Origin of the sequence: Methylobacterium sp. ME121 (genome assembly GCF_000974725.1) — a bacterium.
Lineage (GTDB): Bacteria > Pseudomonadota > Alphaproteobacteria > Rhizobiales > Beijerinckiaceae > Methylobacterium > Methylobacterium radiotolerans.
Genome location: NZ_BBUX01000001.1, coordinates 480,002 through 493,492 on the forward strand (window position 1 = coordinate 480,002; position 13,491 = coordinate 493,492).

Below are 13,491 nucleotides of genomic sequence, written 5' to 3' on the forward strand. Positions count from 1 at the left end.
TAGCGCCGCCCGGGGACAACCATCCGCAAGGGTTGTGCGGCATCTGTGCGACGCCGCTAAGGTCGCGCGAGCCAGTCCGCCACGCCGCCGAGCGAGCGGAATTCCTCGATGGCGTGAACGCGCGCCGCCGGGAGGGCGGCCCGGGCCATCGTGGCGAGGGCGTGGCCTGGCCCGAGTTCGAGCACGCGGTCCGCGCCGTACTCGCGGCACGCGTCGAGGCAGGCGGCCCAGTCGATCGTGCGCGAGATCTGGAGCGCCAGATTCTCGCGGCCGTCGGCGTCGCGGAACACCGTGCTCCCGTCCAGCCCGCTGACCAGCCGCGGCGCGCGGAGCGGCGGCCGACGCGGCGGCACTGCGGCGAGCGCGTCCCGGAAGGCCGCCGTCGCGGCGTGGAGCAGCGGCGTGTGCGACGGCGTGTGGACGGGCAGGACCACCGCCCTCTGGGCGCCCGAGCCGGTCGCCTCCCGGCACAGCGTCTCCAGCGTCGCGCGCGGACCGCCGACGACACCGCTGTCGGCCGCGTTGCGGATGGCGAGGTGGCAGCCGTGGCGGTCCGCGAGATCCGTGAGCGCGTCGAGGCTCAGGCCGCGGATCCCCGCAAGCCCGAACCCCGTGCCGGAAGCGGCGTCCATGGCCTCCGCCCGTCGGGCCGCCAGGGCGAGCACGTCGGCGGGGTCAAGGCGGCCGGCGACGCCCCAGGCCGCGAGATCGCCGATGCTGTAGCCGGCCACGATCGACCGGTCCGGCGCCGCCTCCTCCAGCGCCCGCCACGCCGTCAGGGCGGCGACGCAGCACAGGATCTGGCCGGTCCGATTCGCGTGCAGGTTGTCGCCGCCCGCTCGGGCCAGGTCGCGCGGGTCGGCGCCGCCGAGGAGCGGCCTGGCGGCCGCGAACGCCTCCTGGGCCGCCGGATGATCGGCCGTCAGGTCGAACATCGCCGGGTGCTGGCCACCCTGGCCCGAAAGGAGGATCGCGAGGGTCATGCGGGGCCCGGGCCCCGCAGGCCCGCGACCGGCCGCAGAAGCAGCCGCTCCAGGCTCTTGGCGAGCACCGAGCCATCCTCGGGCGCCGCGCGCAGCTCGCGCCAGTGCAGACCCGCGCCGTCCGGCAGCAGGATCTCCCCGTCGATGCCCATCGGCGCCGCCTCCGCCACCGCGGCGATGCCGTCGAGCAGGCCGACCGGCACCGGAGGTCGGCACGGCCAGAGCAGGTCGAGGTCGGAGGTGGCGCTGAGGTAGGTGAGGCCCGTGACCGCCTGCCACAGGAGGCTGCCGAAGGGCCGCGGCGCGAGGCCGTGCCGTCGGCCGAGCTCCGTCAGCGCGTCGAGGGTCGCGCTCCAGGGCACCGGCGCGTGCGCGGCGGCCTCGGCGAGGCTCACCACCGGCGCCGGCGACAGCGCGGATGCCGGCAGGGCGAGCCCGATCCGCCGCTTGCCGTCCGCGGGCGGCAGCGGCAGGCCGAGCGGCACCGCGTCGCCGGTCTCCCCGGGGATGCGGCGGCGGACGATCAGCGGTCGGCCCGAAGCGGCCCAGTGCTCCAGATGCGGGACGGCGCTGAGATCGGGCCGGCCAACGCGCCACGCCGCCCAGGCCGCCGGGTCGGCCCGGACGAGGTCGTGGCGTCGGAAAGGCTCAGCCAAGGCGGGCCTGGTCGGCGACGGCCGCCGCGACGGCGCGGGCGACCGGGCGGCCGCCGCGCTCGGCGCCCAGACGGTCGCGGATGTCCTGCGCCTGCATCGTGTCGATCGCCCCGCGGATCTGGCCCTCGAGGGGCTGATCCGGGTCCAGGACCACGTGGACGGCGCCCGTCGCGACCATGTTGTCGAGGCCGGGCGCGAAGACCGGCGTCGTCTTCGCCATGTCCTGCAGCTTCTCGAGGGGCAGCTTGGTCACCCGGGCGACGGACGGCAGGTCCATCACGCTCGGATTCGCCCCGGGCAGTGCCGCGAGGACCCGCGTCGCAAGGGCCGTCGCGATGAAGGCGCCGGCGGCCGAGTGGCCGTAGATCAGCCCGATCGTCGGATGGCCCGACCGGTCCGCCAGGAGCAGCGCCTTGGCGAGGTGCGCGAGGCACTCGTTGAGGCCCAGCAGCTCGTCGCGGCGGCTCATGCGCTGGCTGTCGGAATCCACCGCCACGAGGATCGACGCGCGGTCGCCGGACCGCACGGCGTCGAGCACGGCCCGCGACAGGACCAGTGCCCCGTCGGTGCCCAGCGGCGTGTCGCCGTCGACGCCGACCACGTGCATCCGGCCGCCCGCGAACGGTCCGGTGCCGGACACGAGACCGTCGCGCACCGCCACCGCGTGACCCTGCGGGAACAGGGAGGCGAGGATCTCAGCGAGCGTCATGGTCGGCCTCCGGACTCCGGGCCACGGTCTCGTCGAAGGCGGCCGTGTCCATCGCGGGCACGGCCTCGGGATCGTTCACTCCGAGGCGCGCCCAGACATCGGTCGCGTCGCGACAGTCGCCGAACCGCTCGATGCGGGCCTCCAGGCGCGCCTGCTCGGCTTCCAGGGTGTCCAGGTCGAAGGGCGGGGCGCGGCCGACGAGGTCGCGGGCGGCCGCGCGGAAGGCCGAGACCGTGTCGGCGCAGAAGGCGTCGGCGCCGCCGATCAGGCGGCGGTGCTTGCCGCCCATGGTCCGCCAGACCAGGGCGCGGTCGCGGGAATCGAACTCTTCGGCGCCCTTGTTGGTCTCGATCACCTCTGGGCCGGACACCGAGATCCGCCCGCCTTCCGACACGGCGAGCCGCGAGCAGGTGCCGGCGATCAGACCGCCGCCACCGTAGCAGCCGGCCCGGCCGCCGATCAGCCCGACGACGGGGATGCCGGCCGCGCGGGCCTCGACGATGGCCCGCATGGTCTCGGCGATGGCCGTCTCGCCGGCATTGGCCTCCTGCAGGCGGACGCCGCCGGTGTCGAACAGGATCAGGACCGCCTTCGGCCTCAGCTCCAGGGCCGCCCGGAGCAGGCCGACGAGCTTGCCCCCGTGCACCTCGCCGAAGGCGCCTCCCATGAACCGGCCCTCCTGGGCGGCTATCAGGACCGGCTCGCCGTCCAGGCGCGCGCGGCCGACCACGATGCCGTCGTCGAAGGCGCGGGGCAGATCGAAGAGCGGCAGGTGCGGGCTCATCCGCCGCTCCGTCGGCGGCAGGAACTCGCGGAAGCTTCCCGGATCGGTGAGCGCCAGCACGCGCTGGCGGGCGGTGGCCTCGTACCAGCTCAGGGCGTCCGGATCGGGGCGCGCGGCGCGGTCGCCAGCCATGGTCAGGCCTCCATCAGCCGCGCGCCCTGGAGCAGGCGCAGCGACACGGTGTCAGGGCGGGCGCCGCCGTCGTTGATGCTGATGCGGAGGCCGCCCGGCTGCGCCCGGGCAACGAAATCGGCCACCACCGCCTCCCAGACGCCGCCGTACCCGGCGATTGGGGTCTCGATGGCCACCTCGCAGGTATCCGGCGGCAGGACCCGCTCGAGCAGGATCTCCAGGTTGCCGGACGCCACGACGCCGGTGATCGCGCTCGGTGCCGAGCCGGAGAGCGGCTTCTCGGTGGTGTGGCGGAAGGTCAGGGATTCCATCGCCGTCTCCTCGCGTGCGGATCCGTCATCGCGCGACGCTCACCAGTTCCGGAACCGGGCCGGCGGCTCGTAGAGGCCGCCCGACCAGTGCACGAGATCCTTGATCGACTTCGCGGCGAGCAGCGCGCGGTCCGCGTCGAGCGGCTCGATGCCGAGATCCTCCGGGCGGCGGATGACGCCGCGGGCGCGCAGTTCCTCGACCTTCGCGCGGTCGCGGCCGCGACCGACCCCAGTGTAGCCCGCAACGCCCCGGATCGCCTGCTCGCGCTCGTCGGCGTCCCGGCAGAGCAGCAGGTTGGCGATGCCCTCCTCGGTGACGATGTGGGTGACATCGTCGGCGTAGATCATCACCGGTGCCAGCTCGAGTCCGATCTTCTTCGCCAGTTCGAGAGCGTCGAGCTTCTCCACGAAGGTCGGGACCAGCTTGTCCCCGAAGGTCTCGACCAGCTGCACCACGAGCTTGCGCCCGCGCATCAGCGCCGGATCGCCGACGATCTGGCCCTCGCGGCCGGCCTTCATCCAGGCATCGGAGGGGTGGCGGCGGCCGTGCGGGTCCGAGCCCATGTTGGGCGCGCCCCCGAAGCCCGCCACCCGCGACTGGGTGATGGTCGAGGAATGGCCCATCAGGTCGATCTGGAGCGTCGCGCCGATGAACATGTCGCAGGCGTAGAGGCCGGCCGTCTGGCAGAACGCCCGGTTCGAGCGCAGGCTCCCGTCGGCGCCGGTAAAGAAGACGTCGGGCCGCTCGCGGATGTAGCGATCCATCCCGACCTCGGAGCCGAAGCAGTGGACCTGCTTGACCCAGCCCGACTCGATCGCCGGGATGAGGGTCGGGTGCGGGTTGAGCGCCCAGTGGGTGGCGATCTTGCCCTTGAGGCCGAGCTTCTCGCCGTAGGTCGGCAGCAGCAGCTCGATCGCCGCCGTGCCGAACCCGATGCCGTGGTTGAGCCGCCTGATGCCGTACTCGGCGTAGATCCCCTTGATCGCCATCATGGCGATCAGGATCTGCGTCTCGGTCATCGCCGCCGGGTCGCGGGTGAAGAGCGGCTCCACGTAGAAGGGCTTGTCGGCCTCGACCACGAAGTCGATTCGGTCGCCCGGGATGTCGACCCGCGGGACCGTGTCGACGATCTCGTTGACCTGCGCGACCACGACGCCGTTCTTGAAGGCGGTCGCCTCCACGACGGTCGGCGTGTCCTCGGTGTTCGGCCCCGTATACAGGTTGCCGTTCCGGTCGGCCGAGACGCCGGCGATCAGCGCCACGTTGGGCGTCAGGTCGACGAAATAGCGGGCGAACAGCTCGAGGTAGGTATGGACCGCCCCGAGCTCGATCTGGCCGCCGTAGAGCATCTTGGCGATGCGGGCGCCCTGCGGGCCCGAGTACGAGTAGTCGAGCCGCTTGGCGATCCCGGTCTCGAACACGTCGAGGTGCTCGGGCAGAACGATTCCCGACTGGACCATGTGCAGGTCGTGGATCTTGGCGGGATCGCAGGCGCTCAGGCCGCGGGCGAGGCAGTCGGCCTGCTTCTGGTTGTCGCCCTCGAGGCAGACGCGGTCGCCGGGCCGCAGGATCGCCTCCAGCAGGTCGACCACGGCCGCGGCCGGCACGACCTTGCCGTCCGCGTGGGCGCGCCCGGCCGCGATCCGCGCGTCGCGTGCCTGCCTCTCACCGCGCCAGTCGCCCATCCGCGTGCTCCAATCGGTGTACCGGACTTTACATAGCCCCCAGTTCGGTATTTTAAAACCCGTGCCATTGACAGTTTCGTATACGGGATTGCTGTTCCGCCAACCTCTTGCATACCTTCCGCGACAGCTCAAAGGCCGATCCGGGAAAGAAACGCTCCCCGACGCACGCGTCGACGCGGATTCCACCGTGATGGCGCTGTCCATCGCCACCGGCGTGACCGAAGCGATCATGGTGATGTCGGGACGCCCCTGAGTGGCCCGGCTGATCGGCATCGACAACCCGCGCTCGGCCATGGCGTATGGTGGCCTGGCCGCGACCGATCCGAAGCTCGTTCCCTACGGCACGCTGACGGCGACGTTCCACACCGGCATCGGCTGCCTCGTCGGACCGTCGATCCTGTTCCTCACGGTCCGGGCTTTGGTCGACTGAAGCGGCGGTCTCCCGGTGCGCCCGGTCGAATTGCGGGCGCGCGCGCGCGGATTAGGGTATTGTTCCTCATCGTCTTCCCGAGGACTGGCAGGCGTCGCTGAAGGGACGATCGAGGAACGGCGGATGCACGGAGACTTCCGGAAGATCGACAGCGGGCTGCTCTCGGACCGGATCCGCGACGCCCTCACCGACGCCATCGCGTCGGGGACGATCGCGGCCGGCACGGCCCTCGACGAGCAGAACCTGGCCGATCGCTACGGCGCGTCGCGCACGCCCGTCCGGGAGGCGCTGCGCCAGCTCGCCGCCTCCGGGCTCGTGGAGATCCGGCCCCGCCGGGGCGTGGTGGTGGCGCGCCTGACGCCGCAGCGGATCGCCGACATGTTCGAGACGACCGCCGAGATCGAGGCGATGTGCGCTCGACTCGCGACCTACCGGATGACGCCCCTCGAGCGCGGGGAGCTGATGGAGCTCCACGAGGAGTCCGCCCAGGCGGTCGAGGCGGGCGACGTCGACGCCTACGACCGATTCAACCGTGCCTTCCACGAGGCGCTCTACACGGCGACCCATAACGGCTTCATGGCCGAGCAGGCCCTGGCGATCCGCGAGCGGCTGGCCGCGTTCCGGCGCACGCAGCTCCGCCATGCCGACCGGATCCGCCGCTCGCGGGAGGAGCACGGCGAGATCCTGTCGGCGATCGCCGAGGGCGACGGCGAGACGGCCGCCCGGCGCATGCGCGCGCACATGCTCCGGGCCGCGGCGGCGCTGGGGCGCTACATCGCCGAGACGGAGTGACGATGCGGACAGTCGCGCACGGGATTCAGAGGCGCGCGACGGCGTCGTGCACCGTGGACCTGTAGGGCGTCGTCGGCCTGCCGATCAGCGCGCTCAGCTGACGCGTGTCGTCGTCTAGCGCGCCGCGGGCCGCGGCCGCGTCCGAGTCGGCGAGCAGCGCGGCGAAGTCTGACGGTATCCCGGCGGCCACGAGCGCCGCCCGGTACTCCGCCTGCGGCAGATCGCGGTACGCGACCGGTCTGCCTGCCGCGGCGGCGATCGCCGCCGCGAATTCGGTCAGCGTGTAGGACTCGTCGCCCGCCAACTCGTAGATGCGGCCGCCCTGCCCCTCGGCGGTGAGAGCAGCCGCCGCCGCCGCCGCGTAATCGACCCGCGCGGCCGAGGCGATCAGCCCGTCGCCCGCGCAGCCAAGGACGGCGCCGTGGGCGAGCGCCGGCGCGATGCCGGCGGCGTAGTTCTCCGTGTACCAGCCGTTGCGCAGCACGACGAACGGCACGCCGGAATCCGCGAGCAGCCGCTCGGTCTGGCGATGCTCCTCGGCCAGGGCGAGGGCCGACGTGTCGGCGTGCAGGACGCTCGTGTAGGCGATCAGACCGACACCGGTCCGTCCGGCACTGTCGATGACGTTGCGATGCTGCGCCACGCGCCGGCCGATCTCGCTCGACGAGATCAGCAGGAGGCGCTGGATGCCCTGGAACGCCGCGTCCAGACTCGTCGGATCGGCGTATTCGGCCCGGCGGACCGCGACGCCCAGGCTTCGCAGGCTGCGAGCCGACTCGCCCTCGATGTCCCGCGCGCCGGCCACCACCGCGCCGGCCGGGACGCGCTCCAGGAGCGCCGCGATGACCTGTCGGCCCAGCAGGCCCGTGGCGCCGGTCACGAAGTAGCTCGGATGATCGGTCCGCGTCATACCTGTCTCCCATGGTTCAATTCCGGGACATGGTCACTAGATGAGACCACCCGGGCGGTGAAGGAGGCAGGATTTTGGGACCAGGTTACGCGAAGGAGACCGCGCTGCCGCCCGCCCGCGCCGAGCTGGCGGCCAAGTACGCGGTGTGGCGGGCCGGCACCCTCGATCCGGCGGCGTGCCCGGTCCGGGACGTGCTGGATCGGGTGGGCGACAAGTGGTCGATGCTGCTCCTGATCGCCCTGGCCGACGGGCCGCTCCGATTCAGCGCCCTCCTCCGCACGCTGCCCGACATCTCCAAGCGGATGCTGACGCAGACGCTCCGGGATCTCGAGCGGGACGGGTTCGTGGCGCGGACGGTGTTCCCGACGAAGCCGCCCAGCGTCGAGTACCGGCTCACGGACCTCGGGGGCGCCCTGCTCGAGCCGCTGGCGCGCCTCGTCCGATGGGCCGAGGAGAGCCACGGCGCGATCCAGGCGGCGCGGACCCGGTTCGATGCCGCGCCTTCCTAGGACAGGCGCTCACGGCCTGTCTCTGATTCATGGGGACGTCGGTCCTCGCGAGGCACGTCCGGGCGCCGCGGATCAGGCCCGCGGCGCCGACGCGCCGAGGGCGTCGGCGAGCCGCCCGATATGCTCGGCCGCGCGACCGATCCCGAACGCCGCGCGCTCGGCATCTTCCGTCCGCCCCCGCTCCGCGGTCTCGGCGGCGGCGCGCAGTTCCGCGACGTTGCCTTCCAGCGTCGCGATCCGCGACCGCAGCTCCGCGAGCTCGTCGGCGATGGTCAGCGCCGCCATGACCTGCAGGCGCATGTCGCCGATCTCGCCGAAGCTCTTGCGCATCTCGGCGATGCGCCCGTCCAGGGTGGCGGCGAGGCCCATCAGATGCGCCTCCTCGCCCTCGCCGCAGGCCATGCGGTAGCTGCGGCCGTCGATGGTCACGTTGATCTGCGGCAAGGATGGCTCCGCTGGTCGCTCCGACAGGCGGGGGCGGTGGGGTCAGGCGCGTCCGAGCACATCCTGAACGGTCTCGATGGCCCGGTCGAGCCGGTGCCCGACCTCCCCGGTCGTCGCCGAGACCGCGGCGAGGCGGGCGCTCGCCGCGTCGAGGGCGGCGGCCAGCCGGGCTCGATCCTCGTCCATCAGGGCGAGCTCCGCGTCCCGGTCGTCGGGCTGCGCGTCGGTCTCGAGGCGGTGCTGGACGACGGCGTCGAGGCGGGTGATCGCCGCTTCGAGCCGGCTGAGCGCGTCGTCGATGGAAAGGGTCTCGGTCTCGTCGGCCATGGTTCTTCGTCTACCCCGACGCGAAGCTTTCGGTCGAATGCAGGCGGAATTCCAGCGCGAAATCGCGTTCGATCCCCGATCCGCCCGCTGACCGAATGGATCCTGGCAATCCCTGTTTATTGGTCGGTGGATCGAAGGTCTTTGTCACAGCGACGCGTTTGACAGGTCGAGGCTCCATGCTAGACAGCCGCGCGATCCCGAGAGGGACCGCGCGAGACATGCCGGAGGGCCGGTCCGCGACAGTTCCGAGGCCTCAGCCAGCACCGTCCGATCCGACGGTCACGGGCGTCGAAGCCCGGCCTCTCCCGGTCCGGTTCATCGCAGGTTCAAACCCGCCCGCCCAGATCCCGTCCGGCCCGGCCCGGACGGTATGGCGGGCCGCCGAGACCGCTTCGCGGACCGCTCCCGAGGTCCGGCGCGCGGCGAGCCGCATCAGGAAGGAGTCACGCCGTGACGAAGGTTGCCATCAACGGGTTCGGACGCATCGGCCGCAACGTCCTGCGGGCGATCGCGGAAGCCGGCCGCAGCGACATCGAAGTCGTGGCGATCAACGATCTCGGCCCGGTGGAGACCAACGCCCACCTGCTCCGCTACGATTCCGTGCACGGCCGCTTCCCCGGCGAGGTCGCGGTCGACGGCGAGTTCCTGGTGGTGAACGGCAAGCGCATCAAGGTCACGGCCGTGCGCAACCCGGCCGAGCTGCCGCACCGCGACCTCGGCGTCGACATCGCGCTCGAGTGCACCGGCATCTTCACGTCGAAGGACAAGGCGAAGGCCCATCTCGATGCCGGCGCCAAGCGCGTCCTCGTCTCGGCCCCGGCCGACGGCGCCGACCTGACGGTGGTCTACGGCGTGAATCACGACAAGCTCACGGGCGAGCACCACGTCGTGTCGAACGCCTCCTGCACCACGAACTGCCTCGCCCCGGTGGCGAAGGTGCTGGACGAGGCCGTCGGCATCGAGCGCGGCTTCATGACCACGATCCATTCCTACACCAACGACCAGCCGTCGCTGGACCAGATGCACAAGGATCTTTACCGGGCCCGCGCCGCGGCGCTCTCGATGATCCCGACCTCGACCGGCGCCGCGAAGGCCGTCGGCCTCGTGCTTCCGGAGCTCAAGGGCAAGCTCGACGGCACCGCGATCCGCGTGCCGACCCCGAACGTCTCGGCGGTGGATCTCGTCTTCACGGCCAAGCGCGCGACCACGGTCCAGGAGATCAACGACGCGATCAAGGCCGCCGCTTCCGGTCCGCTGAAGGGCGTCCTCGGCGTCACCGACCGGCCGAACGTCTCGATCGACTTCAACCACGACCCGCATTCGTCGACCTTCCACCTCGACCAGACCAAGGTCATGGACGGCGTTCTGGTGCGCATCCTGACCTGGTACGACAACGAGTGGGGCTTCTCGAACCGCATGGCCGACACGGCCGTCGCGATGGCCAAGCTCATCTGAGCTGGACTGCAGCGGTCGCCGCCTCCTGAGAGGCCGGCGGCCGCACTTCTCTTCGGACGGCCTATCTTCGAACCAGGGACTCTTCAGGGATGACCGACGCTTCGCAGGGCACGTCGAGCGGGCCGGCAGCCGTGCCGCCCGCCCCCAGGCCGGCTCCGCCGCCGCCCAACGCACCCGCCGTGGCACCGACCGCCGCACCCGCCGCCTCCGCGGTCCCGTCCCACACGCTCCCGGCCAATCAGCTCTTCGATCAGCTCGCGCGGATCGAGGACAAGTGCTCGCGCATCGAGGACAAGTACGCCCGCTCCGAGGCGCTCCTGTCGCGGGTCGAGGACAAGGTCGAGAATGCCGCGAGCCGGATGAACGAATCCGCGCGGCAATCCGACCTCGCGGCGCTCCGGACGGAGATGCGCGGCCTCGCCGAGCGCACCCGGCGCCTGCCCGGGACCGGCGCCCTCGTCCTCACCGCCGTGATCACCGCCATCCTGACCGTGGTCCTGATGGTGGCCGTCCAGCGGCTCAACCTCGACCGTCTGCTGCCGCAGCGGGCCACCATCGGCACCACCGCGCAGTAATCGCCCCGCCTCGCACAGGACCGCACCAGACCGCATGAGCGCCTTCCGCACCCTCGACGATGCCGGCTCCCTCAAGGGCAAGCGGGTCCTCATGCGCGTCGACCTGAACGTGCCCATGGAGAGCGGGCGCGTGACCGACGCGACCCGCATCGAGCGCGTCGCGCCGACGATCCGCGAGGTCGCCGAGCAGGGCGCCAAGGTGATCCTGCTCGCCCATTTCGGTCGACCGAAGGGCAAGCGCGAGCCGAAGGATTCGCTCGAGCCGGTGGTTCCCGCCCTCGGCGCGGCCCTCGGACGCGATGTCGCCTTCGCGGCTGACTGCGTCGGCGGCGCCGCCGCGCAGGCGGTGGCGGCCCTCAAGGACGGCGACGTCCTCCTCCTCGAGAACACCCGCTACCACGCGGGTGAAGAGAAGAACGACGCGGCCTTCGCGGACGCCCTGGCGGCGAACGGCGACGTCTACGTCAACGAGGCCTTCTCGGCGGCCCACCGCGCGCACGCCTCCACCGAGGGTCTGGCGCACCGGTTGCCGGCCTATGCCGGCCGCGAGATGCAGGCCGAGCTCGATGCGCTGACCAAGGGCCTGGAATCGCCCCAGCGCCCGGTGATCGCGCTGGTCGGAGGGGCCAAGGTCTCGTCCAAGATCGATCTCCTGGAGAACCTCGTCGCCAAGGTCGACATGCTGGTGATCGGCGGCGGCATGGCCAACACCTTCCTGCACGCGCAGGGGAAGGCGGTGGGCAAGTCCCTCTGCGAGAAGGATCTCGCCGAGACCGCCACGCGGATCCTGGCGGCGGCCGAGAAGGCCGGCTGCCGGATCATCCTGCCGGTCGACGCGGTCGCCGCGAGCGAGTTTCAGGCGCAGGCCCCCCACGAGACCGTACCGGTGGACGCCGTGCCGGACGCCAGCATGATCCTCGATGCCGGTCCGCGCTCGGTCGCCGAGATCAACGCCGCCATCGACGGGGCCAAGACCCTGGTGTGGAACGGCCCGCTGGGCGCCTTCGAGCTCGCCCCGTTCGATGCCGCGACCGTGGCCGCCGCCAAGCACGCGGCCGCGCGGACGAAGGACGGCCAGCTCGTCTCGGTCGCGGGCGGCGGCGACACGGTGGCCGCGCTCAACCATGCCGGCGTGGGGCAGGACTTCACCTACGTCTCGACCGCCGGCGGCGCCTTCCTCGAGTGGCTGGAAGGCAAGGCCCTCCCGGGCGTCGAGGCGCTGCGGGCGAAAGGCTGAGAGGGTCGCCTTGCTCTCCTCCGCCTGCGGCACGACCCTATCTACATGGCCGGCCGTCGTCGGCCGGGGGGCCGAGGCCAGGGGTGACCACGTGGAGATCGCAGCCTTCGAGATCCCGAAGGGCGTCCAGGCGAGCCTGGCGCATCTGCGGACCGGGACGGTGACGCGCCTCGACGGGCGGATCGACCGCCTCGATCTCGGCATGCGCGACGAGGGGCGGAACGCGGCCGAGATGCGCGCGACATCGCGGGTTACGGCCGTGACTTCGTCGCGCGAGTCAGCGAGGGCGAGGAACGCGTCGTGGCACCGGTGAACCGGACCGGGTGAGGATCATCCGCCGAAAGAATGTCCTGCGCCCTGCCGGAGATTGACCGAAAGCGAGGCACCCGGCAGAGCGACACGATACAGCGCAGCTGAGGGTTTCTTGATACCCCCGGCGATCCGGCGGACGACGAAACGGGAAACGGGAAGACACGCACGATGGCACGCATCACCCTCCGGCAGCTCCTCGATCACGCCGCTGAGTACGAGTACGGCGTGCCCGCCTTCAACCTGAACAACATGGAGCAGGGGCTCGCCATCATGGCGGCCGCCGACGCCACCGACTCGCCGGTGATCCTCCAGGCGAGCCGCGGCGCCCGGGCCTACGCCAACGACGTCGTGCTGGCCAAGCTGATCGACGGCCTCGTCGAGATCTACCCGCACATTCCGGTCTGCATGCATCTCGACCACGGCAACAACGAAGCCACCTGCGCCACCGCCATCCAGTACGGCTTCACCTCCGTGATGATGGACGGCTCGCTGAAGGCCGACGGCAAGACCCCGGCCGACTACACCTACAACGTCGAGATCACCCGCAACGTCACCAAGATGGCCCACTGGGCCGGCGTCTCGGTCGAGGGCGAGCTGGGCGTGCTCGGCTCGCTCGAGAGCGGCCAGGGCGAGGCCGAGGACGGCCACGGCGCCGAGGGAACCCTCAGCCACGACCAGCTCCTGACTGACCCTGACGAAGCGGTGAAGTTCGTCGAGGCCACGAAGGTGGACGCGCTGGCCGTTGCCATGGGCACGAGCCACGGCGCCTACAAGTTCACCCGCAAGCCCGACGGCGAGGTGCTGGCGATGAACGTGATCGAGGAGATCCACCGCCGCCTGCCGACGACCCACCTCGTCATGCACGGCTCGTCGTCGGTGCCGCAGGACCTGCAGGACATCATCAACCAGTACGGCGGCCAGATGAAGCCGACCTGGGGCGTCCCGGTCGAGGAGATCCAGCGCGGCATCAAGCACGGCGTGCGCAAGATCAACATCGACACCGACAATCGCATGGCGATGACCGGCCAGATCCGGAAGGTGCTCACCGAGAACCCGTCCGAGTTCGACCCGCGCAAGTACCTCAAGCCCGCCATGGAGGCGATGACGAAGCTCTGCAAGCAGCGCTTCGAGGAGTTCAACACCGCCGGCAAGGGCTCGAAGATCCGACCGATCTCCGTCGCCGAGATGGCCAAGCGCTACGCCAGCGGCGCCCTCGACCCGAAGATCGGGCCGCAGTAG

General features: G+C 71.5%; 16 protein-coding genes and 1 pseudogene. 8 read left to right on the forward strand and 9 right to left on the reverse strand.

Features of this window, described 5'->3' with window-relative positions:
- Positions 1-56: 56 nt before the first annotated feature.
- The 6 genes from ME121_RS02070 to mdcA are packed head-to-tail and all read right to left on the reverse strand — an operon-like array spanning position 57 to position 5,261.
- On the reverse strand, positions 57-983 hold the full coding sequence (locus ME121_RS02070; protein ID WP_012317196.1) for an acyltransferase domain-containing protein: 927 nt from the start codon (positions 981-983) through the stop codon (positions 57-59).
- On the reverse strand, positions 980-1,639 hold the full coding sequence (mdcG, locus tag ME121_RS02075; protein WP_012317195.1) for a malonate decarboxylase holo-[acyl-carrier-protein] synthase: 660 nt from the start codon (positions 1,637-1,639) through the stop codon (positions 980-982). The genes ME121_RS02070 and mdcG overlap by 4 nt, the downstream gene beginning before the upstream one ends.
- The gene (gene mdcE, locus ME121_RS02080) at positions 1,632-2,348 is read right to left on the reverse strand and encodes a biotin-independent malonate decarboxylase subunit gamma (RefSeq protein WP_059408252.1); all 717 of its coding nucleotides are present in this window, start codon (positions 2,346-2,348) and stop codon (positions 1,632-1,634) included. Before mdcE ends, mdcG begins: the two co-directional genes overlap by 8 nt.
- The gene (locus tag ME121_RS02085) at positions 2,335-3,264 is read right to left on the reverse strand and encodes a biotin-independent malonate decarboxylase subunit beta (protein ID WP_012317193.1); all 930 of its coding nucleotides are present in this window, start codon (positions 3,262-3,264) and stop codon (positions 2,335-2,337) included. Before ME121_RS02085 ends, mdcE begins: the two co-directional genes overlap by 14 nt.
- Before the next feature lie 2 nt (positions 3,265-3,266).
- Positions 3,267-3,575, reverse strand: coding sequence for a malonate decarboxylase acyl carrier protein (mdcC, locus tag ME121_RS02090; RefSeq protein ID WP_012317192.1), 309 nt, complete (start codon positions 3,573-3,575; stop codon positions 3,267-3,269).
- A 39-nt stretch (positions 3,576-3,614) separates the two neighbouring features.
- Complete coding sequence (gene mdcA, locus ME121_RS02095) at positions 3,615-5,261, reverse strand: malonate decarboxylase subunit alpha (RefSeq protein WP_012317191.1); 1,647 nt, start codon at positions 5,259-5,261, stop codon at positions 3,615-3,617.
- Between the two features lie 163 nt (positions 5,262-5,424).
- On the opposite strand from mdcA, the pseudogene ME121_RS02100 reads away from it, so the two are divergent.
- Together ME121_RS02100 and ME121_RS02105 are read left to right on the forward strand one after the other, a co-directional pair.
- Positions 5,425-5,691: pseudogene (locus ME121_RS02100) on the forward strand (malonate transporter subunit MadM); the annotation flags it as partial.
- A gap of 123 nt (positions 5,692-5,814) precedes the next feature.
- Positions 5,815-6,483 (forward strand): GntR family transcriptional regulator, encoded by a 669-nt coding sequence (locus tag ME121_RS02105; RefSeq protein ID WP_058607544.1) that lies wholly within the window; start codon positions 5,815-5,817, stop codon positions 6,481-6,483.
- Between the two features lie 25 nt (positions 6,484-6,508).
- On the opposite strand, the gene ME121_RS02110 is transcribed toward ME121_RS02105, so the two are convergent.
- Positions 6,509-7,393: an NmrA family NAD(P)-binding protein gene (locus tag ME121_RS02110; RefSeq protein WP_024827843.1), complete on the reverse strand. Its 885-nt coding sequence runs from the start codon at positions 7,391-7,393 to the stop codon at positions 6,509-6,511.
- A 74-nt stretch (positions 7,394-7,467) separates the two neighbouring features.
- On the opposite strand from ME121_RS02110, the gene ME121_RS02115 reads away from it, so the two are divergent.
- Positions 7,468-7,902: a winged helix-turn-helix transcriptional regulator gene (locus ME121_RS02115; RefSeq protein ID WP_024827844.1), complete on the forward strand. Its 435-nt coding sequence runs from the start codon at positions 7,468-7,470 to the stop codon at positions 7,900-7,902.
- A gap of 72 nt (positions 7,903-7,974) precedes the next feature.
- Here the strand turns inward: ME121_RS02115 and ME121_RS02120 are convergent, their stop codons facing one another.
- Together ME121_RS02120 and ME121_RS02125 are read right to left on the reverse strand one after the other, a co-directional pair.
- A complete protein-coding gene (locus ME121_RS02120; protein WP_059408253.1) occupies positions 7,975-8,346 on the reverse strand; it encodes a cell division protein ZapA in 372 nt (123 codons plus the stop codon).
- A gap of 42 nt (positions 8,347-8,388) precedes the next feature.
- Positions 8,389-8,673: a DUF4164 family protein gene (locus tag ME121_RS02125; protein WP_024827845.1), complete on the reverse strand. Its 285-nt coding sequence runs from the start codon at positions 8,671-8,673 to the stop codon at positions 8,389-8,391.
- A 450-nt stretch (positions 8,674-9,123) separates the two neighbouring features.
- Between ME121_RS02125 and gap the strand changes: the two genes are divergently transcribed.
- From gap to fba, 5 genes are all read left to right on the forward strand, one after another.
- The gene (gap, locus tag ME121_RS02130; RefSeq protein ID WP_012317185.1) at positions 9,124-10,128 is read left to right on the forward strand and encodes a type I glyceraldehyde-3-phosphate dehydrogenase; all 1,005 of its coding nucleotides are present in this window, start codon (positions 9,124-9,126) and stop codon (positions 10,126-10,128) included.
- 89 nt (positions 10,129-10,217) lie between these two features.
- Positions 10,218-10,703, forward strand: a complete 486-nt coding sequence (locus ME121_RS02135) for a hypothetical protein (protein WP_012317184.1) — start codon at positions 10,218-10,220, stop codon at positions 10,701-10,703.
- Positions 10,704-10,737: 34 nt separating this feature from the next.
- On the forward strand, positions 10,738-11,940 hold the full coding sequence (locus ME121_RS02140) for a phosphoglycerate kinase (RefSeq protein ID WP_043072928.1): 1,203 nt from the start codon (positions 10,738-10,740) through the stop codon (positions 11,938-11,940).
- 10 nt (positions 11,941-11,950) lie between these two features.
- Positions 11,951-12,253: a hypothetical protein gene (locus ME121_RS02145; protein WP_089231704.1), complete on the forward strand. Its 303-nt coding sequence runs from the start codon at positions 11,951-11,953 to the stop codon at positions 12,251-12,253.
- 167 nt (positions 12,254-12,420) lie between these two features.
- On the forward strand, positions 12,421-13,491 hold the full coding sequence (gene fba / locus ME121_RS02150; protein ID WP_012317181.1) for a class II fructose-bisphosphate aldolase: 1,071 nt from the start codon (positions 12,421-12,423) through the stop codon (positions 13,489-13,491).

Coding starts and splice junctions, on each gene's coding strand:
- ME121_RS02070 (WP_012317196.1), bottom strand. CDS start 983: ATGACCCTCGCGATCCTCCTTTCGGGCCAGGGTGGCCAGCACCCGGCG.
- mdcE (WP_059408252.1), bottom strand. CDS start 2,348: ATGACGCTCGCTGAGATCCTCGCCTCCCTGTTCCCGCAGGGTCACGCG.
- ME121_RS02085 (WP_012317193.1), bottom strand. CDS start 3,264: ATGGCTGGCGACCGCGCCGCGCGCCCCGATCCGGACGCCCTGAGCTGG.
- mdcC (WP_012317192.1), bottom strand. CDS start 3,575: ATGGAATCCCTGACCTTCCGCCACACCACCGAGAAGCCGCTCTCCGGC.
- mdcA (WP_012317191.1), bottom strand. CDS start 5,261: ATGGGCGACTGGCGCGGTGAGAGGCAGGCACGCGACGCGCGGATCGCG.
- ME121_RS02105 (WP_058607544.1), top strand. CDS start 5,815: ATGCACGGAGACTTCCGGAAGATCGACAGCGGGCTGCTCTCGGACCGG.
- ME121_RS02110 (WP_024827843.1), bottom strand. CDS start 7,393: ATGACGCGGACCGATCATCCGAGCTACTTCGTGACCGGCGCCACGGGC.
- ME121_RS02125 (WP_024827845.1), bottom strand. CDS start 8,673: ATGGCCGACGAGACCGAGACCCTTTCCATCGACGACGCGCTCAGCCGG.
- ME121_RS02135 (WP_012317184.1), top strand. CDS start 10,218: ATGACCGACGCTTCGCAGGGCACGTCGAGCGGGCCGGCAGCCGTGCCG.
- ME121_RS02140 (WP_043072928.1), top strand. CDS start 10,738: ATGAGCGCCTTCCGCACCCTCGACGATGCCGGCTCCCTCAAGGGCAAG.
- fba (WP_012317181.1), top strand. CDS start 12,421: ATGGCACGCATCACCCTCCGGCAGCTCCTCGATCACGCCGCTGAGTAC.